Source organism: Arthrobacter sp. Y3223151, from assembly GCF_059091125.1.
The window spans coordinates 284,981-308,277 of record NZ_JBNHGI010000003.1; the positions used below are offsets into that span (position 1 = coordinate 284,981).

The 23,297-nt window shown below is 68.1% G+C and carries 23 protein-coding genes and 2 tRNA genes; 16 read left to right on the top strand and 9 right to left on the bottom strand.

Features of this window, described 5'->3' with window-relative positions:
- Positions 1-204: 204 nt before the first annotated feature.
- Positions 205-292, bottom strand: a tRNA-Ser gene (locus AC5RUP_RS07260).
- An 89-nt stretch (positions 293-381) separates the two neighbouring features.
- On the opposite strand from AC5RUP_RS07260, the gene AC5RUP_RS07265 reads away from it, so the two are divergent.
- The 5 genes from AC5RUP_RS07265 to AC5RUP_RS07285 all read left to right on the top strand — a co-directional run bounded on the left by AC5RUP_RS07265 (position 382) and on the right by AC5RUP_RS07285 (position 5,101).
- Positions 382-1,362, top strand: coding sequence for an NAD(P)H-quinone oxidoreductase (locus AC5RUP_RS07265; protein ID WP_494091282.1), 981 nt, complete (start codon positions 382-384; stop codon positions 1,360-1,362).
- Between the two features lie 82 nt (positions 1,363-1,444).
- Positions 1,445-3,742: a carbon starvation CstA family protein gene (locus AC5RUP_RS07270; RefSeq protein WP_494154222.1), complete on the top strand. Its 2,298-nt coding sequence runs from the start codon at positions 1,445-1,447 to the stop codon at positions 3,740-3,742.
- Positions 3,742-3,948 carry a YbdD/YjiX family protein gene (locus AC5RUP_RS07275; protein WP_494154223.1) on the top strand — a complete coding sequence of 69 codons (207 nt, stop codon included), beginning with the start codon at positions 3,742-3,744 and terminating at the stop codon, positions 3,946-3,948. The genes AC5RUP_RS07270 and AC5RUP_RS07275 overlap by 1 nt, the downstream gene beginning before the upstream one ends.
- Before the next feature lie 53 nt (positions 3,949-4,001).
- On the top strand, positions 4,002-4,640 hold the full coding sequence (locus AC5RUP_RS07280; protein ID WP_494150522.1) for a bacterial proteasome activator family protein: 639 nt from the start codon (positions 4,002-4,004) through the stop codon (positions 4,638-4,640).
- A 5-nt stretch (positions 4,641-4,645) separates the two neighbouring features.
- Positions 4,646-5,101, top strand: a complete 456-nt coding sequence (locus AC5RUP_RS07285; protein ID WP_494154224.1) for a hypothetical protein — start codon at positions 4,646-4,648, stop codon at positions 5,099-5,101.
- A 72-nt stretch (positions 5,102-5,173) separates the two neighbouring features.
- Here AC5RUP_RS07285 and AC5RUP_RS07290 read toward each other — a convergent pair whose 3' ends face one another.
- The 6 genes from AC5RUP_RS07290 to tmk all read right to left on the bottom strand — a co-directional run bounded on the left by AC5RUP_RS07290 (position 5,174) and on the right by tmk (position 10,224).
- Positions 5,174-5,836 (bottom strand): GAP family protein, encoded by a 663-nt coding sequence (locus AC5RUP_RS07290; RefSeq protein ID WP_494154225.1) that lies wholly within the window; start codon positions 5,834-5,836, stop codon positions 5,174-5,176.
- Complete coding sequence (locus AC5RUP_RS07295) at positions 5,833-6,342, bottom strand: TetR/AcrR family transcriptional regulator (protein ID WP_494154226.1); 510 nt, start codon at positions 6,340-6,342, stop codon at positions 5,833-5,835. Before AC5RUP_RS07295 ends, AC5RUP_RS07290 begins: the two co-directional genes overlap by 4 nt.
- A 328-nt stretch (positions 6,343-6,670) precedes the next feature.
- Positions 6,671-6,746: transfer RNA gene (locus AC5RUP_RS07300), tRNA-Thr, on the bottom strand.
- A gap of 90 nt (positions 6,747-6,836) precedes the next feature.
- The gene (locus AC5RUP_RS07305) at positions 6,837-8,393 is read right to left on the bottom strand and encodes an alpha/beta hydrolase (protein WP_494154227.1); all 1,557 of its coding nucleotides are present in this window, start codon (positions 8,391-8,393) and stop codon (positions 6,837-6,839) included.
- 44 nt (positions 8,394-8,437) lie between these two features.
- The gene (locus tag AC5RUP_RS07310) at positions 8,438-9,577 is read right to left on the bottom strand and encodes a DNA polymerase III subunit delta' (RefSeq protein WP_494158408.1); all 1,140 of its coding nucleotides are present in this window, start codon (positions 9,575-9,577) and stop codon (positions 8,438-8,440) included.
- Positions 9,574-10,224 (bottom strand): dTMP kinase, encoded by a 651-nt coding sequence (gene tmk / locus AC5RUP_RS07315; protein WP_494155161.1) that lies wholly within the window; start codon positions 10,222-10,224, stop codon positions 9,574-9,576. Before tmk ends, AC5RUP_RS07310 begins: the two co-directional genes overlap by 4 nt.
- 82 nt (positions 10,225-10,306) lie before the next feature.
- Between tmk and AC5RUP_RS07320 the strand changes: the two genes are divergently transcribed.
- The 3 genes from AC5RUP_RS07320 to AC5RUP_RS07330 all read left to right on the top strand — a co-directional run bounded on the left by AC5RUP_RS07320 (position 10,307) and on the right by AC5RUP_RS07330 (position 12,795).
- Complete coding sequence (locus AC5RUP_RS07320) at positions 10,307-11,473, top strand: trans-sulfuration enzyme family protein (protein ID WP_494158409.1); 1,167 nt, start codon at positions 10,307-10,309, stop codon at positions 11,471-11,473.
- A gap of 38 nt (positions 11,474-11,511) precedes the next feature.
- Complete coding sequence (locus AC5RUP_RS07325; protein WP_494068580.1) at positions 11,512-11,835, top strand: DUF2516 family protein; 324 nt, start codon at positions 11,512-11,514, stop codon at positions 11,833-11,835.
- A 201-nt stretch (positions 11,836-12,036) separates the two neighbouring features.
- Positions 12,037-12,795 (top strand): phosphoglyceromutase, encoded by a 759-nt coding sequence (locus AC5RUP_RS07330; protein ID WP_494024318.1) that lies wholly within the window; start codon positions 12,037-12,039, stop codon positions 12,793-12,795.
- A gap of 83 nt (positions 12,796-12,878) precedes the next feature.
- Here AC5RUP_RS07330 and phoU read toward each other — a convergent pair whose 3' ends face one another.
- Entirely contained in the window at positions 12,879-13,538 is a 660-nt protein-coding gene (phoU, locus tag AC5RUP_RS07335; protein WP_494002321.1) for a phosphate signaling complex protein PhoU, read from the bottom strand.
- Between the two features lie 175 nt (positions 13,539-13,713).
- Here phoU and AC5RUP_RS07340 point away from each other — a divergent pair, with 175 nt between their 5' ends.
- Both AC5RUP_RS07340 and AC5RUP_RS07345 read left to right on the top strand, forming a co-directional pair.
- The gene (locus tag AC5RUP_RS07340) at positions 13,714-14,916 is read left to right on the top strand and encodes a sensor histidine kinase (RefSeq protein WP_494154788.1); all 1,203 of its coding nucleotides are present in this window, start codon (positions 13,714-13,716) and stop codon (positions 14,914-14,916) included.
- On the top strand, positions 14,913-15,593 hold the full coding sequence (locus AC5RUP_RS07345; protein ID WP_494150515.1) for a winged helix-turn-helix domain-containing protein: 681 nt from the start codon (positions 14,913-14,915) through the stop codon (positions 15,591-15,593). The genes AC5RUP_RS07340 and AC5RUP_RS07345 overlap by 4 nt, the downstream gene beginning before the upstream one ends.
- A gap of 82 nt (positions 15,594-15,675) precedes the next feature.
- On the opposite strand, the gene AC5RUP_RS07350 is transcribed toward AC5RUP_RS07345, so the two are convergent.
- Positions 15,676-16,248 (bottom strand): hypothetical protein, encoded by a 573-nt coding sequence (locus AC5RUP_RS07350; protein WP_494068582.1) that lies wholly within the window; start codon positions 16,246-16,248, stop codon positions 15,676-15,678.
- A 256-nt stretch (positions 16,249-16,504) separates the two neighbouring features.
- On the opposite strand from AC5RUP_RS07350, the gene AC5RUP_RS07355 reads away from it, so the two are divergent.
- The 6 genes from AC5RUP_RS07355 to glgX all read left to right on the top strand — a co-directional run bounded on the left by AC5RUP_RS07355 (position 16,505) and on the right by glgX (position 23,217).
- Positions 16,505-16,987: a CarD family transcriptional regulator gene (locus AC5RUP_RS07355; RefSeq protein ID WP_127513280.1), complete on the top strand. Its 483-nt coding sequence runs from the start codon at positions 16,505-16,507 to the stop codon at positions 16,985-16,987.
- Between the two features lie 89 nt (positions 16,988-17,076).
- Positions 17,077-17,847, top strand: coding sequence for a 2-C-methyl-D-erythritol 4-phosphate cytidylyltransferase (gene ispD / locus AC5RUP_RS07360; protein ID WP_494158410.1), 771 nt, complete (start codon positions 17,077-17,079; stop codon positions 17,845-17,847).
- A 2-nt stretch (positions 17,848-17,849) separates the two neighbouring features.
- Positions 17,850-18,350, top strand: a complete 501-nt coding sequence (gene ispF / locus AC5RUP_RS07365) for a 2-C-methyl-D-erythritol 2,4-cyclodiphosphate synthase (RefSeq protein ID WP_494158411.1) — start codon at positions 17,850-17,852, stop codon at positions 18,348-18,350.
- Between the two features lie 195 nt (positions 18,351-18,545).
- On the top strand, positions 18,546-20,006 hold the full coding sequence (cysS, locus tag AC5RUP_RS07370; RefSeq protein ID WP_494155021.1) for a cysteine--tRNA ligase: 1,461 nt from the start codon (positions 18,546-18,548) through the stop codon (positions 20,004-20,006).
- Positions 20,007-20,126: 120 nt separating this feature from the next.
- Entirely contained in the window at positions 20,127-21,107 is a 981-nt protein-coding gene (gene rlmB, locus AC5RUP_RS07375) for a 23S rRNA (guanosine(2251)-2'-O)-methyltransferase RlmB (protein WP_494158412.1), read from the top strand.
- Positions 21,108-21,222: 115 nt separating this feature from the next.
- Positions 21,223-23,217 (top strand): glycogen debranching protein GlgX, encoded by a 1,995-nt coding sequence (gene glgX / locus AC5RUP_RS07380; RefSeq protein ID WP_494158416.1) that lies wholly within the window; start codon positions 21,223-21,225, stop codon positions 23,215-23,217.
- Positions 23,218-23,297: the final 80 nt, after the last annotated feature.

Below are 23,297 nucleotides of genomic sequence, written 5' to 3' on the forward strand. Positions count from 1 at the left end.
GACTCCTCAAGCTTTGGTGCGAACGACTCCTAGCCGAGGGTATACCGGGGGAGCACCGGGCCAGAATACTTGACGCCGGATGGCCGGCGTTCGGATGGCCGGCGTCCGGCCCATCCGGCGCGGCGGGCCCGGGACCGCGGCATGGTCTGGGAGCACAAATGCAGCAGGTGCCCGGGCTGAACGGCCCGGACACCTGCTGCGAAGCGGAAGGTATGGGATTTGAACCCATGAGACGGGGTTACCGCCTACTGGTTTTCAAGACCAGCTCCTTCGGCCGCTCGGACAACCTTCCTCACCTTGTAGTCTGACACGGAGGGGACTACCCGGGCAAAGCGCGCAGGCACCGGGGTTTTGATGCCCAGGACAAGGCGAAAGGCTGGTATGAAGGCGGTTTTCTACGACGGAGCAGGCGGACCCGAGGTCCTGAGCATGCGGGACACCGAAGCCCCGCAACCGGCCGAGGGCGAGGTGGTGATCGACGTCGCCGCCGCGGGCGTCAACCGCGCCGACGTCCAGCAGCGCCTGGGCGTCTACCCGCCGCCGCCCGGCGCTTCCGAGATCCCCGGCCTGGAAGTATCGGGCCGGGTAGCCGCGGTCGGCCCGGGCGTCGGCGGGCTTCGGGTGGGCGACGAAGTGTGCGCCCTCCTGGCCGGCGGCGGCTACGCCGAGCAGGTGGCGGTTCCGGCGGGCCAGGTGCTGCCGGTCCCGCGGGGAATCGATGTGGTGACGGCCGCGGCCCTGCCGGAGGTGGCGGCCACCGTCTTTTCCAATCTCTTCATGGCCGCGGGTGTGCAGGCCGGGGAAACGGTGCTGATCCACGGCGGTGCCGGCGGCATCGGCACGATGGCCGTCCAGCTGGTTGCCGCGTTCGGTGCGATCCCTGCGGTGACGGCCGGCAGCCGGGAAAAGCTCGACGTCGCGCGTGGGCTGGGCGCCGAGGTGCTGATCAACTACCGCGAGGAAGACTTCGTCGAGCGGATCAAGGACGCCACCGGAGGCCGGGGCGCCGACGTCATCCTGGACGTGGTGGGCGCCAAATACCTGCAGCGCAACGTGGACGCGCTCGCCACCTCCGGACGGCTGGTGGTGATCGGGCTGCAGGGCGGGGCCAAGGCCGAACTGAACCTCGGCCAGTTGATGGCCAAACGCGGGGCGGTCATCGGCACGACCCTCCGGGCCAGGCCCGCAGAGGAGAAAGCCGCCATCATGCGGGCGGTAGCCGAGCATGTCTGGCCGCTGGTCGTCTCCGGCGACGTCAAGCCCCAGATGCACCGCACGTTCGCCCTGTCGGACGCGGCGGCGGCCCACGAGTACTTCGATTCCGGCGAACACACCGGCAAGATCCTGCTCACTACCTCCTGAAATCGGCCTTCCCGTTCCCTCCAAGCGGCGTCGCTGCTACGGTGCTCCGTAAAAGCGGACGGCGTTCCATGAGGGGAGCATCATGAGCGAGAAATTCAGCGGACCCAGGCCCGGGCAACCCGGGGAGAGCGGTCCCACATCCGACGTGCTGGTGCAGGATCCCAGCCTCCCGCCGGTAGCGCTGGATCCGGCCGCGGAGGCCGATGCCCACAGGTGGACCCCAACCAAGATCGTGATCTGGGTGGCCATCGCCCTGCTGGGCGCCGTGAGTTGGAGCATCCTCGCGTTTTCGCGGGGCGAAACGATTAACGCCATCTGGTTCGTCTTCGCGGCCGTCTGCACGTATTTCATCGCCTACCGGTTCTACTCCAAGTTCATCGAGAACAAGCTCACCCGCCCCAACGACCTGAGGGCGACGCCGGCTGAGTACAACGCGGACGGCAAGGACTTCGTCGCAACCGACCGCCGCGTGCTCTACGGCCACCACTTCGCCGCCATCGCAGGCGCCGGTCCGCTGGTCGGTCCCATCCTCGCGGCGCAGATGGGCTACCTGCCGGGCACCCTGTGGATCATCGTCGGCGTGGTCCTGGCCGGGGCGGTCCAGGACTACCTGGTGCTGTTCTTCTCCATGCGCCGCGGCGGCCGTTCGCTGGGCCAGATGGCCCGCGAGGAACTCGGCGTCATCGGCGGCACGGCTGCCCTGATCGCCACGCTGACCATCATGATCATCATCGTGGCGATCCTGGCCCTGGTAGTGGTAAACGCCCTGGGCGAATCGCCATGGGGCGTCTTCTCGGTGGCGATGACCATCCCCATCGCCATCTTCATGGGCATCTACCTGCGTTTCCTCCGGCCGGGCAAGGTCAGCGAGGTCTCCCTCATCGGCTTCGTGCTGCTGATCGCCGCCATCATCGGCGGCGGCATGATCGCGGACACCGAGTGGGGCGCGGCGGTCTTCACGCTGGACAGGACCACCATCGCCTGGGGCATCATCATCTACGGCTTCATCGCGGCGGTACTGCCGGTGTGGCTGCTGCTGGCCCCGCGCGACTACCTCTCCACGTTCATGAAGATCGGCACCATCCTGATGCTGGCGCTGGCCATCGTGCTGGTGCGCCCGGAGATCAACGTGCCGGCGTTCAGCGAGTTCGCCGGCCGTGAAGACGCACCCGTGGTGGCAGGTTCGCTGTTTCCCTTCCTGTTCGTGACCATCGCCTGCGGCGCACTCTCGGGATTCCACGCGCTGATCTCCTCGGGAACCACGCCGAAGATGGTGCAGAAGGAGAGGCAGACCCGCTTCATTGGCTACGGCGGAATGCTGATGGAGTCCTTCGTGGCCATCATGGCGCTGGTCGCGGCCATCTCGATCGACCGCGGCATCTACTTTGCGATGAACGCTTCGGCGGCGGCCACCGGCGGCACGGTGGAGGGCGCGGTCGCCTTCGTCAACGGCCTGGGCCTGGCCGGCGTCAACCTGACACCGGACATGCTCACCGACCTGGCCAGCAACGTCGGCGAGGAATCGGTGGTGTCGCGCACCGGCGGCGCGCCCACCCTCGCCGTCGGCCTGGCTCACATCATGCAGGGGCTGATCGGCGGCATCGGGATGATGGGCTTTTGGTACCACTTCGCCATCATGTTCGAGGCGCTGTTCATCCTCACCGCGGTCGACGCCGGCACCCGCGTGGCCCGCTTCATGCTGCAGGACACCGTCGGCAACGTCCTGCCGAAATTCAAGAACATGTCCTGGCGTCCCGGCGTCTGGATCTGCACGGCCATCATGGTGGCGGGCTGGGGCTACATTCTCATCCTGGGCGTCACGGATCCACTGGGCGGCATCAACACGTTCTTCCCGCTCTTCGGCATCGCCAACCAGCTGCTGGCGGCCATCGCGCTCGCGGTCTGCCTCGCCATCGCGGCCAAGCGCGGGGCGTTTAAATACCTGTGGATCATCGGGCTGCCGCTGGCCTTCGCCGCCGTCATCACCATTTGGGCCTCGATCCTGAAGATCTTCAGCCCCGATGTGAAGGTGGGCTATTGGGCCAATCACATCGCCCACCGCGAGGCACTGGCGGCCGGCGAGACGAGCCTGGGGAACGCCGCCTCGGTGGCGGAAATGGAGGCGGTCGTCCGCAACACCGCGGTGCAGGGCACGCTGTCCATCGTGTTCGTGGTGCTGACCATCATCGTCATCGCCACCGCACTCATCGCCACCTATAAGTCCTGGCGGCTCGGCGGGGAACCCTCGCACGAGGACCCCGCGGTGGTCTCGGCCATCTACGCGCCGTCCGGCCCTTTGGCCACCCGGCCGGAGAAGGAACTGGAAAGGCAATGGAACGAACTGCCGGCCGACACCGGGCGTGCCAAGGCGGGCCACTGATGTCCGGAGTCATCTGGCCCCGGGCCCGGAGCGGCTGGCAGAGGTTCGCCTGGTTCTTCCAAGGGGTGATGGGCGAGCACGCCTATCAGGACTATCTTCGGCACCACCGGCGGACACATCCCGGCACGGAGCCGATGAGCGAGCGCGAGTTCTGGCGGGACAAGACGGACCGGCAGGAGAACAACCCGCAGGGACGCTGCTGCTGACCGGGGGCCGGATATGCTCTGCGCCCACTGTCCGTCTCTGGCAAGATGAAAACATGAGCGAAGAGCAGACGCCGCAGCCGGCAGAACCGGTCATCCTCCCCGCGCTGCCCAGCGGCCACAGCCCGGCCGGCGGAGAGCCCCTGAACCCGGGGCCAGGTCCCGCCGCGCGGCGGTCCGGCCGCGGCAATTCGGCGCTGGCTGATCTGGTCGATGAACCGGCGAAGGTCATGCGGATCGGCACGATGGTCCGCCAACTGCTCGAGGAAGTGCGCAGCGCCCCGCTGGACGACGCAGCCCGAGTGCGGCTGGCCGAAATCCATGAGCGGTCCGTCAAGGAGCTTGAGGACGGGTTGGCACCGGAGCTGATCGAGGAACTGCACCGGATCAACCTGCCGTTCACCGACGACTCCACGCCGTCGGACGCCGAGCTGCGCATCGCCCAGGCGCAGCTGGTCGGCTGGCTGGAGGGCCTCTTCCACGGCATCCAGACCGCAATCGCGGCGCAGCAGGCCCTCAACCAGCAGATGGCGGCCCGCATGCAAATGCGCCAGCTGCCGCCCGGCACCATGATCGCGCCCGGCGTCGTAATTGGCGACGACGGTGAACCGCGCCGGGCCACCGGAGCCGAGGGGGAAAACGCCGGCTCGGTGCAGGGCGGCGAACGGCACACCGGACCCGGACAGTACCTGTAGGGCCGGTGGCGCTCTTCGGTGCCGCCCGGCAGGCCCGCCGGGAGGATAAGGAACTCGGCAAGGGGATTTGGCGCCGCGCACACGACCGTTTCCGGCGTGCCTTGGAGCGCTACCACCAGGTCCTCGAGGGCGTGGAGGACGACGGCCTCTACGGCGAGCTGCTGCCGATAGCCGACCAGCTCGCCGGCCTCCTGCCGCGCGTGCGCAGCTGCTGCACCACCGCCCAGTCGCTGCATCCCACCGACGGCTTGGATATTCCCGGCGGCGTGCTGGCAGATGTCCACCGCAGCCTTTCCAGGGCCGGCAACTCCCTGGCGGCGGCCGCCCAGGCCGCGGCGATGGTCAGGCTTGGCGGCAGCCAAGGCTACGAAGCCGGCGTCGAGAACGTGCGCCGCCGCGCCGCCGTCGTGCTCGCGGACCTAACCGATGCCGAGCGCCTGCTGGCCGGCCTGAAGCACTGACCCGCACCCTGCCCGATATCCGAGCCCCGGCTTGTGAATTGCCTGCACTGTATGCGCAGCTTATCGAGGCGGTTAGGGCCAGAGCGCGATGGCCAGGACGCCTATGCCGAGCAGGAATAATGCAAGCGCCGAAGGAATCGATTTTTTCACCGTGCCTGTTGCAAACCGCTCGTAGACCTTCTGCAATCGGATGCGAACTTTTTCTCCGTGAGCGATGCCGAGGGCGAGCAGAATGAGGCACGGTACGCAGTAGACGACTGCGTATCCTGCGAGGACAAGCAGGCCCGCGCCGGTGGAGGTATCCGCATCCACCATGCGCTCGATCGCGATGAAATACGGGAATGCATTGGGGAGATCGGCCCCGGTGACCAGTACGCCGAAGGGGAGCGCTGTCCCCAGCCCAAACCAAGACGGCAGACCTATGCTCTTCCGCTCGCGATCCTTGAGGCGCCGGAAGCTCGCGACGAACAGCGTGATCGCAGCTATCAGGAAGACGATTCGACGTAGCCAGACAAGCCCGTCACTCACGGCGTCGGCTGCTGCTCCCGCTCCCAGGAAGATGATCAGGCCGAGTATGAAGACGGTGCTCAAGGCACCAAAGACGAACGACACCGCTGAAGCCACCGGATGAGTGCGGACGGTGAGAAGGATGAGCGTGATGGTCACGATGGTCGCCGGGTTCAGGCTGTCTGCCAGAGCCAGCCCCAGGATCGACCACAGGAGGCCGGTGCTCACGGCGCGGTCTTCCTCAGCTCCAGCCACGCAAGGATATCCTCGAGCGACGGAAGGTTGTCACGGGTCAGCGAGTTCATGACCATGCCGTCTCCAAGGAGGCGGACGACCGAGGCCGCCACTGGGTCGCCGAGCTCGCCCCCAAGCAGGTGCTCCCATCGTTCCGATGCCTCCGCAGACTGATTCAGCAACGCCTGGGCGTTTTCCCCGAGGTCGGCGAATGACATCAGGAGCGCCCTGTACAGGTCAGCGTCATCCCGTGACATGGAGACGCGCAGCCAGGTGGCCACGACGTCACCCCTCTCGGCAGCAGCACCAAGGGCTTCATCCATCGACTCAATAGCCTGTGCTGCAAGACCTTCGATCAGGGCTGCCCTCGTCTTGAAGTGGTGCGTAAAGCCGCCCTTGGACACTCCGGCAGCTGCCGCTATTGCATCCATGGAGGGTATGGACTTGGAGTTGATGGCGAGCTGCCGGGCAGTGCGCAGAATGTGATCCCTATTCGACATACGGAAACCATACCAGCACAGCAGACCGACTGGTCGGTCTGTCTCAGGACGGGGGTGACAGTTCCAAGTGTGGGCTCAGCGGAGTGGTGGCCGGTTTGGAACGTCAGACCGGCTCGGGAACTCGGCCGTGTCGACGGGTTTCGGCCAGAGGGAAGGCCATTTGGCAGTAAGTTTCGTCGGAGGTGCCACCACGCGGAAAGTCGGCGGTAGGGGCTCGATGAAGCAGACGCGGATCATCGTGTGAAAGTCGCTGAAAGCAATGAGTTTCGCGCGGCAGGCGCCATAAGCATGCGCCGGGGCTTTGGTGGAACCGGGGAGTCCCGGGAGATGGAGCCCCCTGCCAGAATCGAACTGGCGACCTTTTCATTACGAGTGAAACGCTCTACCGACTGAGCTAAGGAGGCGGGGATTATGACCGTTTCCGGGCCGAATCCACGAAGAACAACTATATGGGAGCCGTGCCGGGCCGGTCAAAACGACCGGCCCGCGCCGGGTCAGGAGCAGACGGTGCCCTCGGCCGGCATGGTGCCGTCGGCGAAGTAGTTGTCCACCGCGTCGCGGATGCAGGTGTTGCCGCGCCCGTACGCCGTGTGGCCTTCGCCCTCGTAGGTCAGCAGCGTGGCCGACGCCAGGTCCCCGGCCATGGCTTCGGCCCACTCGTAGGGGGTGGCCGGGTCGCCGGTGGTGCCGATCACCAGCATCGGCGCGGCCCCCTCGGCGTGGATCGGGGCGCGTTCACCCGTCGGCTCGTACGGCCAGTTCTTGCAGTTCGCCCCGCCGTAGGCCAGGTAGCGGCCGAGGGTGGGGGAGGCCTGCTCCAGTTCCTTGGCGTCCTCGCGCATGGCGGCCAGATCGGTCTCCATCGGATAGTCCAGGCAGTTGACCGCCATGAAGGCGAACGTGCTGTTGCTGATGTAGCGGCCGTCGGAATCGCGGCCGGCGCTGCTGTCCGCCAGCAGCAACACGGTGCTGGGGTCACCCTGGAACGCGCTGGTCAGCGCCTGGGTGAGGATCGGCCAGCTGGCGTCGTCGTACAGGGGAACCAGCAGGCCGGAGACAAACGTGCCGACCGGGACCAGGCGGCCGTCCGATGCGGTGAGCGGGCTCTCCTCGACCGAGCGGATCAGGTCGCGCAGCTGCGCCACGGCGTCGTCCACGCTGCCGCTCATCGGGCAGCCCGCGTTCTCCAGGCAGAACTCCGCGTAGGCGTGGATGGTGTCCTCGAAGGCGGCCGCCTGGCCCAGCGTGATCTGCTCGTTGCTGAGCGAGGGATCCAGCGCGCCGTCCAGCACCATCCGGCCGGCCCGTTCCGGGAACAGCCCCGCGTAGGTGGCGCCCAGGAACGTGCCGTAGGAGAAGCCCAGGTAGTTCAGCTTTTCGTCGCCGACGACGGCCCGGATGATGTCCATGTCCTTGGCGGCGCTGACCGTGTCCACGTGGCCCAGGACCTCGCCGGTCTTCTCCGCGCACTGGGCGGCGAGCTCGGCGGCGTCGTCGATCGCCCGCTGGAGGTCCTCGACCGAGTCGCGGTCGTACTCCGTCTGCCGGGACTCGTCGCGTTCGGCGTCGGTCTGGCAGGTCACCGGCGCCGAGCGCTGCACGCCACGCGGATCGAAGCCGACCAGGTCGTACTCGCTCCGGAGCCGCTCGGAAAACATCGTCTGCAGGCCGTCGCGCAGCAGGTCGTAGCCGGAGCCGCCGGGGCCGCCCGGATTGACCAGGACCGAGCCCTGCGCCGAACCGCCGGCGTCGCTGCGGATGGCGGCAATCTGGATGCTGTCGCCGCCGGCGTCCGCGTAGTCGAGCGGCACGTCGACGTCGGCGCACTCCAATCCGTTCTCGCACGGCTGCCAGTCGACGTCCTGCGTGTAGTACGGCATCAGTTCTTCGGCCACGCCGTTGGTGACCTGCGCCGGGTCCGCGGCCTCGCGCTCCCGTTCCGGGGCGAACACGGAACAGCCGGTGCCCAGCAGGAGGACGACGGCGGCCAGCACCGCTGCTGCGGAACGGCGCGCTGTTGAAGCGGGGTGCCTGGGGCGGGTGCGGGGCATGCGGGCGGCTCCTGGATAGTGCTGCGTGCGGGTCCGGGGCGGACTCAGAGCAGGCTGACGGCCATGGCTTCCATGGCCAGGACGGGGGCAACGTTGGTGCCCAGGCGCTGCCTGGCCTGGGCAATGGCGTCCATTCTGCCCAACGTCTGTTCGGGGGTGGATCGTTCCGCATAGGCGGTCAGGTCCGGGCGCAGGTATTCGTTGACCAGTTCGGTGCCGGTACCCAGCTGGAGGCTGAGCACGTCGCGGAAGAACGTGCTCAGGTCGATCATCACCCGGTCCAGCGAGTCGCTGACACTGCGCTTGGCGCGGCGTTTCTGGTCTTCCTCCAGCCGCTTGAGCTGGCTGCGGATGGCCGGCGGCATGGTGCCCTTCTCGGGTGCCCCGAGCGCGACCAGCAGCGCCTCGCGCTCGGCCTCGTTGCGCTGTTCGGAGGCGGCCGCGGCGTCGGCATTGGAGATCTCCACGAGTTCGCCGGCGGCGGTGACGGCGTCGGCGACGCCGCGCAGCCGCAGCGGCAGCCGCACAATGGTGCCGCGGCGGTGGCGGGCGTCGGCGTCGGTGGCCAGGCGTCGGGCCACGCCGATGTGGCTTTGCGAGACCCGGGCGGCGAAGCCGGCGAGCTCGGGATCCGCGCCGTCCCGGCGGACCAGGAGGGCGGCGACGTCGTCGGGCGGCGGAATGCGCAGGCTGACCGGGCGGCAGCGCGAGCGGATGGTCACCAGGACGTCCGCCGGGCTGGGCGTGCACAGGATCCAGATGGTCCGCGGCGGAGGTTCCTCGATGGCCTTGAGCAGCACGTTGGTGGTGCGCTCGGTCATCCGGTCCGCGTCCTCGATGATGATCACGCGCCAGCGCCCCGAGGACGGTTTGTCCTGCGCCTTGCCGACCAGTTCGCGCATTTCCTGGATGGAGAACGTGACGTTTTCGGTGGCCACCAGGGTGGCATCGGCGTTGGATCCGGCCAGCACCGTGCGGCAGGCATGGCAGGTCCCGCAGCCGCGTTCGGCCGGATCCGCGTGGTCGCACAACAGCGCCGCGGCGAAGGACTTGGCGGCGTTGCTGCGGCCGGAGCCGGGCGGGCCGGTGAAGAGCCAGGCGTGCGCGGGGCGTTCGGCGGCGGCCGCCCGGCTGAGCTGTTCAATCACCGCGGCCTGGCCGGGCAGGTCGGACCAGACGCTCATGCCATTAGCTCCCGCACGCGGGCCATGATGGCCCCGGTCAGGTCGTCGCGGTCGGCGGCGGCGTCCAGGACCAGGTATTTCTCCGGGGCCCCGCCGGCCAGTTCCACGAAGGCGTCCCGGATCCGCGAGTGGAAGTCGTCGGCCTCGGACTCCAGCCGGTCCTCGGCAGCATCCCCGGCCGTGCGTCGCTCGCGGCCCTGCTGCGGGGCGACGTCCAGCAGCACGGTCAGGTCGGGCAGCAACCCGTCGGTGGCCCACAGGTTGAGCTCCCGCACCGCCGCCAGGCCGAGCCCGCGGCCGGCACCCTGGTATGCCACCGAGGAGTCGATGAACCGGTCGCAGACCACCACCTCGCCGCGCTCGAGTGCCGGACGAATGACCTGTTCCACGTGGGCGGCACGGGAGGCGGAGAAGATCAGGGCCTCGGTGCGGGCATCGATCTCGCCGTGGCCGTGTTCGAGCACCAGTGCGCGCAGCTTTTCCCCCACGGGGGTGCCGCCGGGTTCCCGGGTGCGGAGCACGGTCCGGCCCATCTCCTGCAAACGCTGTTCGACGGCGGCGGCCTGGGTTGATTTCCCGGCCCCGTCCCCGCCTTCGAATGCGATAAAGAGGCCGCGGGCGATGGCGGGCTGGCGGTCGGAACTCACCTGATTAGCCTAGCGGGAATCGCCGGGGCACGCGGGACGGCCACAGTTAGCGTGTGGATGGCGGCGGTACTAATGTGCTGTCATGACCGACGCCTTCTCCCACGGCCGCCAGGATGGCGGGCAACTAGCCCCGGACACCGTTGTGGTTTCCTCCGGACGGCCGCCCCGCGACCACGACGCACCGGTCAATCCGCCGGTGGTGTTGTCCTCCACGTTCTTTGGCCGGGGCGAAGTGGTGCAGGGGGACCGCGCCTACGGGCGCTACTCCAACCCGACCTGGGACCCGTTCGAACAAACCCTAGCCGAGTTGGAAGGCGCGTCCCTGCCCGGACTGGTCTTCGCATCCGGGCTCGCGGCCGTTGCGGCCGCGCTGTCGCTGCTCCCTCCCGGCGGCGTGCTGGTGATGCCGAGGCACAGCTACCAGGGCAGCCTGGCCATTGCCGAGCAGCTGGCCGGACGCGGCGAACTGCAGTTGCGCACCGTAGACATCGCGGACACCGCCGCGGTGACGGCGCAACTGGGCGGCGCCGACATGCTCTGGCTGGAAAGCCCGACCAACCCGATGCTCGAGATCGCCGAAATGGAGGTGCTCGCCCGGGCCGCCCACGCCGCCGGCGCCCTGGTGGTCGCGGACAACACCTTCTCCACGCCCTTGGGCCAGCGTCCGCTGGCGGCGGGGGTCGACGTCGTCGTGCATTCGGTGACCAAGTACCTGGCCGGCCACTCGGACGTGGTGCTCGGCGCCCTCGTCACGTCCGACGAGGACCTGCGCTCGAAGCTGCTGACGCACCGGTCGCTGCGCGGGGCCATCGCCGGACCGTTCGAGACCTGGCTGGCACTGCGCGGCGTGCGGACCCTGGCGCTGCGGGTGGAGCGGTCGCAGGCCACCGCCGGCGAGCTGGCCCGGAAACTGCAGCACCACCGGGCCGTGGAGGCCGTGCGCTACCCGGGCCTGCCCGAAGATCCGGGGCACGCCCGCGCGGCCGCGCAGATGGACGGCTTCGGCTCCATCATCGCGCTTCAGGTCAGGGGCGGGGCGGCGGCCGCGGACAAGGTCATTGACGCGCTCCGGCTGTGGCTGCCGGCGACCTCGCTGGGCGGCGTCGAATCGCTGATCGAGCGGCGCCGCCGCCATGTTAACGAACCCGAGAGCGTCCCTGAGAACCTGCTGCGGCTGTCGGTGGGAATCGAGAATCCCGCGGACCTATGGGCGGACCTGGACCAGGCACTCGCCGCCGCGGACGTGTGAGGCTGCCGAAACGCACCCCCACCGGTTAGGCTTAACCCGTGCTACTCGCCTACGACATCCAATTCTGGCTCTACACGGTCCTGGGGCTGGTTGCCCTGGTCATCGAGCTATGGGCGCTGGCGGATTGCGTGGGCCGCAAAGCCGACTACTTCCAGGCCGCGTTCAAGAAGACCAAGGGCTTCTGGGTCGGCGTGCTGGCAGCCTCCACGGCGGTCGGGGCCCTGGCCGCGTTGGGCGCCGGCGGCCTGGGCACGTGGATGATCTTCCAGTTGGCCGCCGTTGCCGCTGCCGGCGTGTACCTGGCGGACGTGAAGCCCGCCCTGATCGAGGTCAAGGGCGGCGGGTCCGCCTACCCCTGGTAGGTACTGCCTCATTCAGCCCGCGGGCGCGAGGCGTGCCACGCCACGGGTGACTTCCCCAGCCGCACCGCGACGGTCTCGGCCGTTACGGGCCGAATACGGGCAGGCTCACTCGCAGGAACAGCGGGGCTGCCCCCGGGTTCGGCTCCGTAATGTCCTGCCGCTGCCGCCGGTGCCACGCGCTGCTCCGCTAGGATGGCAGCCATGACTTCCACTTCGAAACACACGCTGGTCCTGTTGCGCCACGGGCAGAGCGACTGGAACGAAAAGAACCTGTTCACCGGTTGGGTCGACGTCCCGCTGACCGACCTGGGACGCAAGGAAGCGCACCGCGGCGGCGAGCTGCTGGTCGAGCACAATCTGCTTCCCGACGTCCTCTACACCTCCCGGCTGAAGCGGGCCATTGTCACGGCCAACCTTGCGCTGGAGGCCGCCGACCGCAGCTGGATCGACGTCAAGCGCAGCTGGCGGCTGAACGAGCGCCACTACGGTGCCCTGCAGGGCAAGGACAAGGCACAGATCCGCAACGAGTTCGGCGAGGAACAGTTCATGGTCTGGCGCCGGTCCTACGACACGCCGCCGCCCGCCCTGGACGACGCCAGCGAATGGTCGCAGGCCAACGACCCCCGCTACGCGGACCTGGGAGACGCCGTGCCGCGGACCGAATGCCTCAAAGACGTGCTGGAGCGCTTCCTGCCCTACTGGGAATCGGACATTTCCGTGGACCTCAAGGCGGGCAAGACAGTCCTGGTGGCCGCGCACGGCAACTCGCTGCGCGCACTGGTCAAGCACCTGGACGGCATCAGCGACGAAGACATCGCCGGGCTGAACATCCCCACCGGCATCCCGCTGGTGTACGAGCTGGACGAGAACCTGAAGCCCGTCACCGCCGGCGGCACCTACCTGGATGCCGCGGCCGCGGCGGAAGCCATCCAGGCCGTGGCGAACCAGGGCAAGAAGTAGCCACACGCCAAGAAACAGCCACACGCTTAAGCAGGAAGGCCGGCTCCCCGCGGGGAGCCGGCCTTCCTGCTTAAGTTCCTGCGTTACACGGACTGGCCGTTGGGGCGCCACTCGCCGGTGACCAAATAGGTTACCTTGCGGGACACGGAGACGCCGTGGTCGGCGAAACGCTCGAAGTAACGGCTCGCCAGCGAGACGTCCACGGTGGTCGGCCCGGAGGAGTTCCAGGCCGGATCGGCAATCGCCTTGAAGACGCCGGCATGCAGCTCATTGATGCGGGAGTTGTACGTGTCGATCTGGGCGGCGAGGTCCAGGTCGCGGGTCTCGAGCAGTTCGGTCAGCTTCTCGGAGATCGCAATGTCCTTCTCGGCGAACTCCCGGAACGTGTCGCGCAGCGAGGCGGGGATCACGAGGTCGGGATAACGCAACCGGACCAGTTGCGCGATGTGCCGGGCGAGGTCGCCCATCCGCTCCAGCGAGGCGCTCATCCGCAGGGCGCCGACAATCATCCGCAGGTCCGAGGCGACCGGACCCTGCAGCGCCAGGATGTCGATGGAACGCTCGTCCAGGTCCGTCTGGAGGAAATCGATCCGGGCGTCGGCGGCAATGACTTCCTGGGCCAGATCGATGTCGGCGGTGTCGAGCGCCGTGGTTGCCTTCTGCATCGCCTCGGTGACCAACCGGGAAATCTCTACCAGCTGCTCTCCGACTTGATGGAGTTCGGCCTGGAAAACCTTGCGCACTGGCGTCCTTTCGCTTGTGTACGTGGAGCATAGGGGTCCTAGCATCCCACTGGCTTCATACCCTCTCAGCCCGCGGTGAACTATTACGCCACCTCAAGTGAACGTTAGTTGAACGGGGAGGCGATTGCTACCGGAACGGCCTCGGGACGTGCCCGGCTGCGCCTAAGCTAGAGGCGTGGATCCACTGATATTCGGCTTGCTGGCAGGGCTCGTGGGCCTCGTGCTGGGCAGCTTCGGTGTGCTCGCCTTCGGCCTGAGCGACCGCCAACGGCGGCGCCTGCAGGAAGTGGACGAACCGACGCTGCCGGACGGTGCCGCCGAGGTGCTGTCCGTCGTCGGCCGCGCCTATGTAGTGGTGGACGCGATCGACGGCGTGGTCCGGGCCAGCCCCGCCGCTTATGCCTTCGGTTTGGTCCGCGGGCACACCGTGGTGCATTCCGAATTGCTCGACCTGACCGCCCGGGTGCGCCGCGACGGCGTGATCGAGGAGCGGCAGCTGGAGCTGCCGCGCGGTCCGCTCGGCCAGGGCACCATTGTGGTCCAGGTGCGCGTGGCGCCCATCGGCGAGGAGTACATCCTGCTGCTGGCCGATGACCGGACGGAGATCACCCGCACCGAAGCGATGCGCAACGACTTCGTGGCCAACGTGTCCCACGAACTGAAGACCCCGGTCGGAGCCATCTCGCTGCTGGCCGAGGCCATCGACGACGCCGCCGACGACGAGGAAGCGGTGCGCCGCTTCGCCGGCCGCATGCACAAGGAATCGCGCCGGCTGGGCGCCCTGGTGCAGGACATCATCGAGTTGAGCCGGCTGCAGGGCGCGGACGTGGTGCAGGACGGTACCGAGGTAAACCTGAATGCCGTGGTGGCCGAGGCCGTGGACCGCAACAAGCTGATGGCCGAAAGCCGGCACATCGAACTGTCGGTGGGCGGGGAGATCGACGGGCCGGTCTTCGGCGATGCCGAACTGTTGACCACCGCGTTCCGGAACCTGATCGACAACGCGATCCGCTACGCGCCCGAACGGAGCAAAGTGGGTGTGGGGCTGCGCGTGCGCGAAGGTCTGGCCACCGTCTCGGTGACCGACCAGGGCCCGGGCATCACCCCCGAACAGCAAGACCGCATCTTCGAACGGTTCTACCGGATCGACGATGCCCGCTCGCGGCAAACCGGGGGAACCGGTCTGGGCCTGAGCATTGTCAAACACGTCATCTCCCAGCACGGCGGGGAAGTATCGGTGTGGTCGCAGCCCGGACAGGGCTCCACCTTCACCGTGCGGCTGCCGGAAATGGAGCAGGAAGACGGCGGCGCCACAGAATCCGTGGAGCCGCGCACGCAGGGCGCCGGTGTGGCGCATGAACAAGGAGTCGGTGCTTGACCCGCATTCTGGTCGTCGAAGATGAAGAATCGCTGAGCGATCCGTTGAGCTATCTGTTGGGCAAAGAGGGCTTCGAAGTCGAGGTGGTGGATAACGGGTTGGACGCCATCGTTGCGTTCGACCGCTCCGGAGCGGACCTGGTCCTGCTGGACCTGATGCTGCCGGGACAGTCCGGAACCGAGGTGTGCCGTCAGCTGCGGCAACGCTCCGCCGTTCCGGTCATCATGCTCACCGCCAAGGACTCGGAAATCGACAAGGTGGTGGGACTCGAACTCGGTGCCGACGACTACGTCACCAAGCCCTACTCCTCGCGCGAGTTGGTGGCCCGGGTCCGCGCGGTACTGCGCCGCCAGGCCGAACCGGAAGAACTGGTGCCCAATGCAGTTTCCGCCGGACCGGTGCGGATGGACGTGGAACGGCACGTGGTCAGCGTGGACGGCGCACCGGTGTCGCTGCCGCTGAAGGAGTTCGAACTGCTGGAGATGCTGCTGCGCAACTCCGGCCGGGTGCTGACGCGCGGGCAGCTGATCGACCGCGTCTGGGGCTCCGACTACGTGGGCGACACCAAAACCCTGGACGTGCACGTCAAGCGGCTGCGCAGCAAGATCGAACCCGATCCTTCCGCGCCCCGCTACCTGGTCACCGTGCGCGGGCTGGGCTACAAGTTCGAACCGTAAAGCCCGAGACACTAGCGTAAAAGAAAGGCCGGGCCGCTTCCCGAAAGGGAGCGGCCCGGCCTTTTGTGCAGTGGCAGTCGAGTCAGGCGCCGGCCTCTTCGGTGGCCTCGCCCGTCGGCTCTTCGGTGGCGCCGTCGGTGGGGGCGGCGGTCTCGGTCGGCGCCGCGGTCTCGGTGGGCTTGGGCGACGGGACGAAGCTGCTGTACTCCGGCAGCGTGCCGTCGAGCACCGGCACCAGCACGTCGGCGGACTCGTTGTTCACGCGGACGGTGATGTCCACCAGGGCGCCGGGAGCGGCACCCGGGCTGCCGACGATGGTCTCGTTCTCATCCTCTTCGAAGATGACCTTCCCGTCTGCCGGGATGGTGACGGTGGCGGTGCTGCCCGGGCCGGTCAGGGCCAACTGCACGGGAGAATCGGAGGTGTTGAAGGCGGTGCCGAGGACACGGGCGGGGGCGTCGGCAGACTCCGCGACGACCAACAGGTTGCGCAGTCCGACCGAGCCGACGTTGGCCACGATGCCGTCGCTGGCGGAGTAGGACTTGGTGGTGGCCTGTTCGTTGATTGCGCCGCATCCGGTCGATGCGAGCAGGGTGAGCGCGGCGGCGCCTGCTACAAGGGTGCGCTGCACACGGTTCTTCGGCGCAATCTTCACGGCAGAAACTCCTCAGTCAAAAATCAGGTGCGGTGCTGCAGATCTAGGCAGCTTGCCTCGCCTAGCCTATCGGCAAACCGGTGAAAAGTAGGATTCGACGCCGGTAGGTACCCGCGGGCGAAGCACCAAATCCGAGATCCGTCAAGGGGGTAAAGCGCGGCATTCTAGCGCTCGGACGGGCGTACAGGCCTGCAAACTCGCGGAAGTGGCCAAACCATCCGTGATAAACTGGTGGTCGGGAAAGGGGATACTACAGATGGTATTTGAGGTCGGCGAGACAGTTGTTTACCCTCACCACGGTGCCGCAAAGATCGAAGAGATCAAAATGCGCACCATCAAGGGTGAAGAGAAGATGTATCTCAAGCTCCGGGTTGCCCAGGGCGATCTGACGATTGAAGTACCGGCGGAGAACGTGGATTTGGTCGGCGTCCGCGATGTGGTGGGCAAGGAAGGCCTCGAGCATGTGTTCGATGTGCTCCGTGCCGAGTTCACCGAGGAACCGACCAACTGGTCCCGCCGCTACAAGGCGAACCTGGAAAAGCTGGCCTCCGGCGATGTCATCAAGGTGGCGGAAGTTGTCCGCGACCTGTGGCGCCGGGACCACGACCGCGGCCTTTCCGCGGGCGAGAAGCGGATGCTGGCCAAGGCGCGCCAGATCCTGGTTTCCGAACTCGCCCTGGCTGAGAAGACCGACGAAGACAAGGCAGCAGAAGTCCTCGACGAGGTTCTCGCCTCCTGATCGCGCTCCAAGCGGCCGGCATCCAGCACTGGAAGCCGGCCGCTTTTTCGTGGCCGAACCGCCCGGCCGCGGGCCATTAGGCTAAAGGGGTGAGCACAGCAAGCGCGTCCCTGGGCGTGATCATCGTGGCGGCCGGCTCGGGCACCCGCCTCGGCTACGGCCTGCCGAAGGCCCGGGTCCCGCTGGCCGGCGAACCGATCCTCTCCCACGCCCTGCGGGGCGTGCTGGCGGCCGGCATCGCGTCACGGATCTGCGTGGCCGTCCCGGCCGGCGACACCGCCCTGCGGCAGCTCTGCGCGGGCTTCGCCGCGCAGTATCCCGACACCACGATCTCCACGGTCGACGGCGGTGCCACCCGGGCCGCCTCGGTCGCCGCCGCGCTCCGCGGGCTGGGCGACGGCATGTCCGCGGTCCTGGTGCACGACGCGGCCCGGGCGCTCACCCCGCCCGAGGTCTTCGAACGGGTCGCCGCCGCGCTGGCGGCCGGCGCGCGCGCCGTCGTTCCTGCGGTCCCGGTGGTGGACACCATCAAGGAGGCCGCGCCGAGCACCGGTGCGGGGGCAGAAATCTCGCCGGAGAAGGTGGCGGCCACCGTGGACCGAACCCGGCTGCGGGCCGTGCAGACACCGCAAGGGTTCGACGCGGCAACCCTGGCCAAGGCGCACCGGAGCCTGGCCGGCATGGCCCCCGAGGAGGCCGCCGCCATCACCGACGAAGCCCTGTTGCTGGAGCGCCACGGCATCGACGTGATGCTGGTGCCCGGCTCCGCGCGGGCCCTGAAGATCACCACGCCGCTGGATCTGGCCGTGGCGGAGGCCCTGCTGGCCGCCGACCGGCCCCGACCCGTCATGAAAGGCTGACCGTGCCCGACTTCCCGTATCCCCTCCCGCGCACCGGAATCGGAGTGGACGTCCACGCTTTCGCCCCGGAATCCGACCCCCAGCCGTTGTGGCTGGGCGGCCTGCTGTGGGAGGGGGAGCGCGGCCTGGCCGGCCACTCCGACGGCGACGCCGCCGCGCACGCCGCCGCGGATTCGCTGTTCTCCGCGGCCGGGATCGGAGACCTCGGCACGCACTTCGGCACCGACCGTCCGGAGTATGCCGGCGCCTCGGGGGTCCGGTTGCTGTCGGAAGCCGCGCGGATCGTCCGCGAGGCGGGGTTTGAGATCGGCAACATCGCGGTCCAGTTGGTCTGCAACCGGCCCAAGTTCGGGCCGCGCCGGTCCGAGTCCGAGGCGGTGCTCAGCGAGGCCGCCGGCGCGCCGGTCAGCGTTTCGGCGACCACCAGCGACGGGCTCGGATTCACCGGCCGCGGCGAGGGGATCGCGGCGGTGGCCACCGCCGTCGTCGTTCCCGTGCGATAGCAGGGCAGCGCCCGAGCTCGTCCTGCCCGCATGCGGGTGTGCCGCCGGTGGACCGATTGGTTAGGCAGAGTTACTGCGCCGCGCTCCACTTCGGGTGCCTGCTCCGCCAAATAACCGGAGCGGGTGCCCCCAACGGAGCCCTAGCCGGCCCGCCGCGGTTCGCACCGGCGCGGCGGCCGCCGCTAGGCTAGAGCGGTGAGCCTGAGATTCTATGACACCGCCACCGCGCAAGTCCGCGACTTCGTCCCGCTGGCCCCGGGCAAGGTAGGGCTCTACTACTGCGGCGCCACGGTGCAGGGCGATCCGCACGTCGGCCATATCCGTTCGGCCATCGCGTTCGACCAGCTCACCCGGTGGCTGCGCTACAGCGGTTATGACGTCACGGTGGTGCGCAACGTGACGGACATCGACGACAAGATCCTGGTCAAGTCCGCCGACTCCTTCCGCCCCGATGCGGCCGAAGACCCGACGGTGCCGGTGCCGAACGAGCCGTGGTGGGCGCTGGCCTACCGCTACGAGCAGGAATTCGCCAAGGCCTACGACATCCTGGGCGTGGAACGGCCCACCTACGAACCACGGGCCACCGGCCACATCCCGGAGATGCACCGCCTGATTCAGCAGCTGATTGACCGCGGCCACGCCTACCCGGCGCTGGACGATTCCGGCGACGTCTACTTCGATGTGCGCTCGTGGCCGGAATACGGTTCGCTGACGCATCAGCGGATCGAGGACATGCAGGCGGCGCCCGACGCCGGCCCGCGCGGCAAGAAGGATCCGCGCGACTTCGCGCTCTGGAAGGGACACAAGGACGGCGAGCCGGAGACTGCCAGCTGGTCCAGCCCGTGGGGAGCCGGCCGTCCGGGATGGCACCTGGAGTGCTCGGCCATGGTCACCAAGTACCTGGGCACCAAGTTCGACATCCACGGCGGCGGGTTGGACCTGCGGTTCCCGCACCACGAGAACGAGATGGCCCAGTCCCGGGCGGCCGGGCACGGATTCGCCAACTTTTGGATGCACAACGGCATGGTCACCTTCGAGGGCGAGAAGATGTCGAAGTCGATCGGCAACATCATCACCCCCGCGGAAATGCTTCAGGACGCCAGGCCGCTGGTGGTCCGCTACTACCTGGGCCAGGCCCAGTACCGGTCCGCGCTGGACTACAACCCCGGCTCGCTGCTGGAAGCGGGCGCCGCGGTGGAGCGGATCGAGGGATTCATGCAGCGGGCGCTGAAGTTCCTCTACGGCGAGCAGTTCGGCTTCGTCGTGACCGAACGCGTCCCGGAGGCTTTCGCCGCGGCCATGGACGACGACCTCAACGTGCCGCAGGCGCTGGCCGTGGTCCATGAAACGGTGCGGGCCGGCAACACCGCGCTGGACGCCCGCGACAAGGAGGCGGCCACGCGCGCGCTGCACCAGGTCATGGCGATGACCGACGTGTTGTACATCAACCCGCTGGATCCGCATTGGAGCAGCGGCGGCGCGGACCCCGCGGCCCTGCAGGCCCTGGACGTGCTGGTCAGCGCGCAACTGGAGGAGCGTCGGCTGGCCCGCGAGGCGAAGGACTGGGCCCGCGCCGATGCCATCCGTGACACCCTGGCGGCCGCCGGGATCGTGGTGGAGGATTCGGCCGAGGGCGCGAGCTGGAATCTCGGCTGACGGCAGCCGGCACCGTTGGGCGGTACCCTTTAAAGCAGACGATTCCCGTCGGGCTTGCCGCGCACAGCCGGTGCGCCGCGCGTGGGAACGTATCTTCCCCAACACAAAGGTAGTTTTTCGATGGCCAACAAACCTCGCCCCGGAGCGGTGCGCAAGTCCAAAAAAGGACCCACCGCCGGAACCGGCGGACACGGGCGCAAGGCGCTCGAAGGCAAGGGGCCGACCCCGAAGGCCGAAGACCGCCCGTACCACAAGGCGTACCGCACCAAGCAGCTCTCCGAACGGTCGGCCGCCAAGCGTCCGGCCGGCCAGCGCGGCGCGGCGCCCCGCCGCGGCAAGTCCGCCGGCGAGATGGTGACCGGTCGCAACTCCGTGGTGGAAGCCCTGCGCGCCGGTGTTCCCGCCAAGGCGCTGCACGTGGGGGTCCGGATCGAGATGGATGACCGCGTCAGGGAATCCCTGAAGATCGCCGCCGAACGCGGCATTCCGGTGCTCGAATCGCACAAGCCGGAACTGGACCGGATGACCGACGACGCCGTCCACCAGGGCCTGGTGCTGCAGATCCCGCCCTATGACTACCAGGACGCCCTGGAGCTGGCCGAAGAAACCATGGCCAAGTTCAAGAAGGGCTACATCAACAACGCCCCGCTGTTCGTGGCCCTGGACGGCATCACCGACCCGCGCAACCTCGGCGCCATCATCCGTTCAGCCTCGGCCTTCAGTGGCCACGGCGTGATCGTGCCCGAGCGCCGCTCGGTCGGGATGACGGCCTCCGCGTGGAAGACCAGCGCCGGCGCGGCGGTGCGCGTGCCGGTGGCCAAGGCGAGCAACCTGACCAATACGCTCAAGGCTTTCCAGCAGCTGGGCATCTTCGTGCTCGGCCTGGACGGCGGCGGCGACGTCTCGCTGCCGGACCTGTCGCTGGCCACCGAACCGGTGTGCCTGGTGGTGGGATCCGAGGGCAAGGGCCTGTCCCGGCTGGTCCGCGAACACTGCGACCAGATCGTCTCCATCCCGATCGACTCGGCGATGGAGTCGCTCAACGCGTCCATGGCCGTGGGCATCAGCCTGTACGAGATTTCGCGGCAGCGCGCGCGCTAGGAGCAGGTGGACCGTTGTGGCCCGTCACGCCAAGAGCCTTTCCCCTGAGCGTCCGACGCGCCAGGCCCAGCTTTCGCGTGCCTTCCCGCTCGGGGTGAGCGACGCCGCCCCGGGCATGCCGCCGATTCCCGGCGCGGTCAACGTGGCGGTCTTCGCCCCGGACTTCGGTTCGGTGGACGTGCACTTCCAGGACGGGGCGGGCGCCTGGCGGCGCGTCGAGCTCACGGCCCTCACCGACGGCGTCCACCACGGCACGGTCGAGGGGCTCGAGGCCGGCAGCCGGTATGCCTTCTGGCCCCACGGCGAGGAACTGCCGGCGTCCGGGCAGCTGCTGCTGGACCCCTACGGCCGTGCCATCGACGACGACGGCGGTGTGCTGCGCTCGGTGTACGTCACCGGCGGTTTCGACTGGGGGAACGACGCCCGGCCGCATGTGCCGTGGCGGGACACCGTGGTGTACGAGTGCCACGTCAAGGGCCAGACCATGCTGCACCCGGGCATCCCGGAGGAACTGCGCGGCACCTACGCAGGGCTGGCGCACCCGGTGATGGTCGAGTACCTGCTGGAGCTGGGAATCACCACGGTGGAGCTGCTGCCGGTGCACTATCACTTGGACGAACCGCACCTGCAAAACCTGGGACTGGCCAACTACTGGGGCTACAACACGCTCGGCTTCTTCGCCCTCTGGCCGGGCTACGCCACCGCGGCAGCGCAGGCCGCCGGACCGCGGGCGGTGCAGGACGAGTTCCGCACCATGGTCAAGCAACTGCACGCCGCCGGCCTTGAGGTGGTCCTGGACGTGGTCTACAACCACACGGCCGAGGGCGGTAAGGACCAGGACACGTATTCCTTCCGCGGGCTGGCGGACCACGTGTACTACCGGCACGATAGCCACGGGAATTACCTGGACACCACCGGCTGCGGCAACACGATGAACTTCAACGAGCCGCGCGTCATCCAGCTGGCCCTCGATTCGCTCCGCTACTGGGTGGAAGAGTTCCACATCGACGGGTTCCGCTTCGACCTGGCGGTGTCCTTGGCCCGCGACGGAAACAACCATTACAATCCCCGCCATCCGTTCCTGGTGGCCGTGGGCGCCGACTCGGTGCTGTCCGGGGCAAAGCTCATCTCGGAACCGTGGGACGTGGGCGACGGCGGCTGGCAGACGGGGCACTTCCCGCCGGGCTGGGCCGACTGGAACGACCGCTTCCGCGATACCGTCCGTGATTTCTGGTTGGCGGACCAGGCCGCGTTGGCGGGCGGCGGGCAGGCCGGGACGGTGGCGCGGCTGGCGGGTTGCCTGGCCGGCTCCACCGAGCTGTTCGCCGGTTCCGGCCGCACCGCGCTGGCCTCGCTGAATTTCGTCACCGCCCACGACGGCTTCACCCTGGCCGACCTGACGGCGTACAACCGCAAGCACAACGAAGGCAACGGCGAAGAAAACCGCGACGGCCACGACCATAACCGCAGCTACAACCACGGCATCGAAGGCCACACGGGGGACGGCCAGGTCCTCGACGCCCGGGACCGCAGTGCCAGGAACCTGATGGCCACCCTGCTGTTGTCGCTCGGCGTGCCGATGATCTGCGCCGGCGACGAGATCGGCCGCAGCCAGCAGGGAAACAACAACGCATACTGCCAGGACAACGAGCTGGCCTGGACCAACTGGCAGCTGGACGAGCGCGAACACCGGATGTTCGACGCCACCCGCCGGCTCATCCGGATCCGCAGGTCCTTCCTGGCGCACCAGCCGTACAACTACCCCGCGCGGGCGGAGAGTTCCTACCTGCTCTGGTTCAACGCCGACGGCGAACCGATGACGCCGGACGACTGGAACAACCCGGACTGCCGCCTGGTCCAGCTGCTGATGGGGTCGCCCCAGGGCATGATCGACGGGCTGGTGGTGATCAACGGCGGAGGCCAGCCGCAGAAAATCGTGATGCCGACCCCGCAGTCGCTGCAGGACTTCGGCAAGCACCGTGGCGGGAAGCACCTCTTCGAACTGCTCTACACCACGTCCCACGACGGCGAGCACCGGCGCGGCGCCAAGATCCGCAGCGGCGACATGGACGTGGTGGGCGCGAGCACCATCTCCATTTACCGCTCTTAAGCAAACGCACCGGCGCCGGGAGTGCCTCAAAGGCTCTCCCGGCGCCGGCATGCTGCCGTCACGCAGCGTGGGCGAAGGGC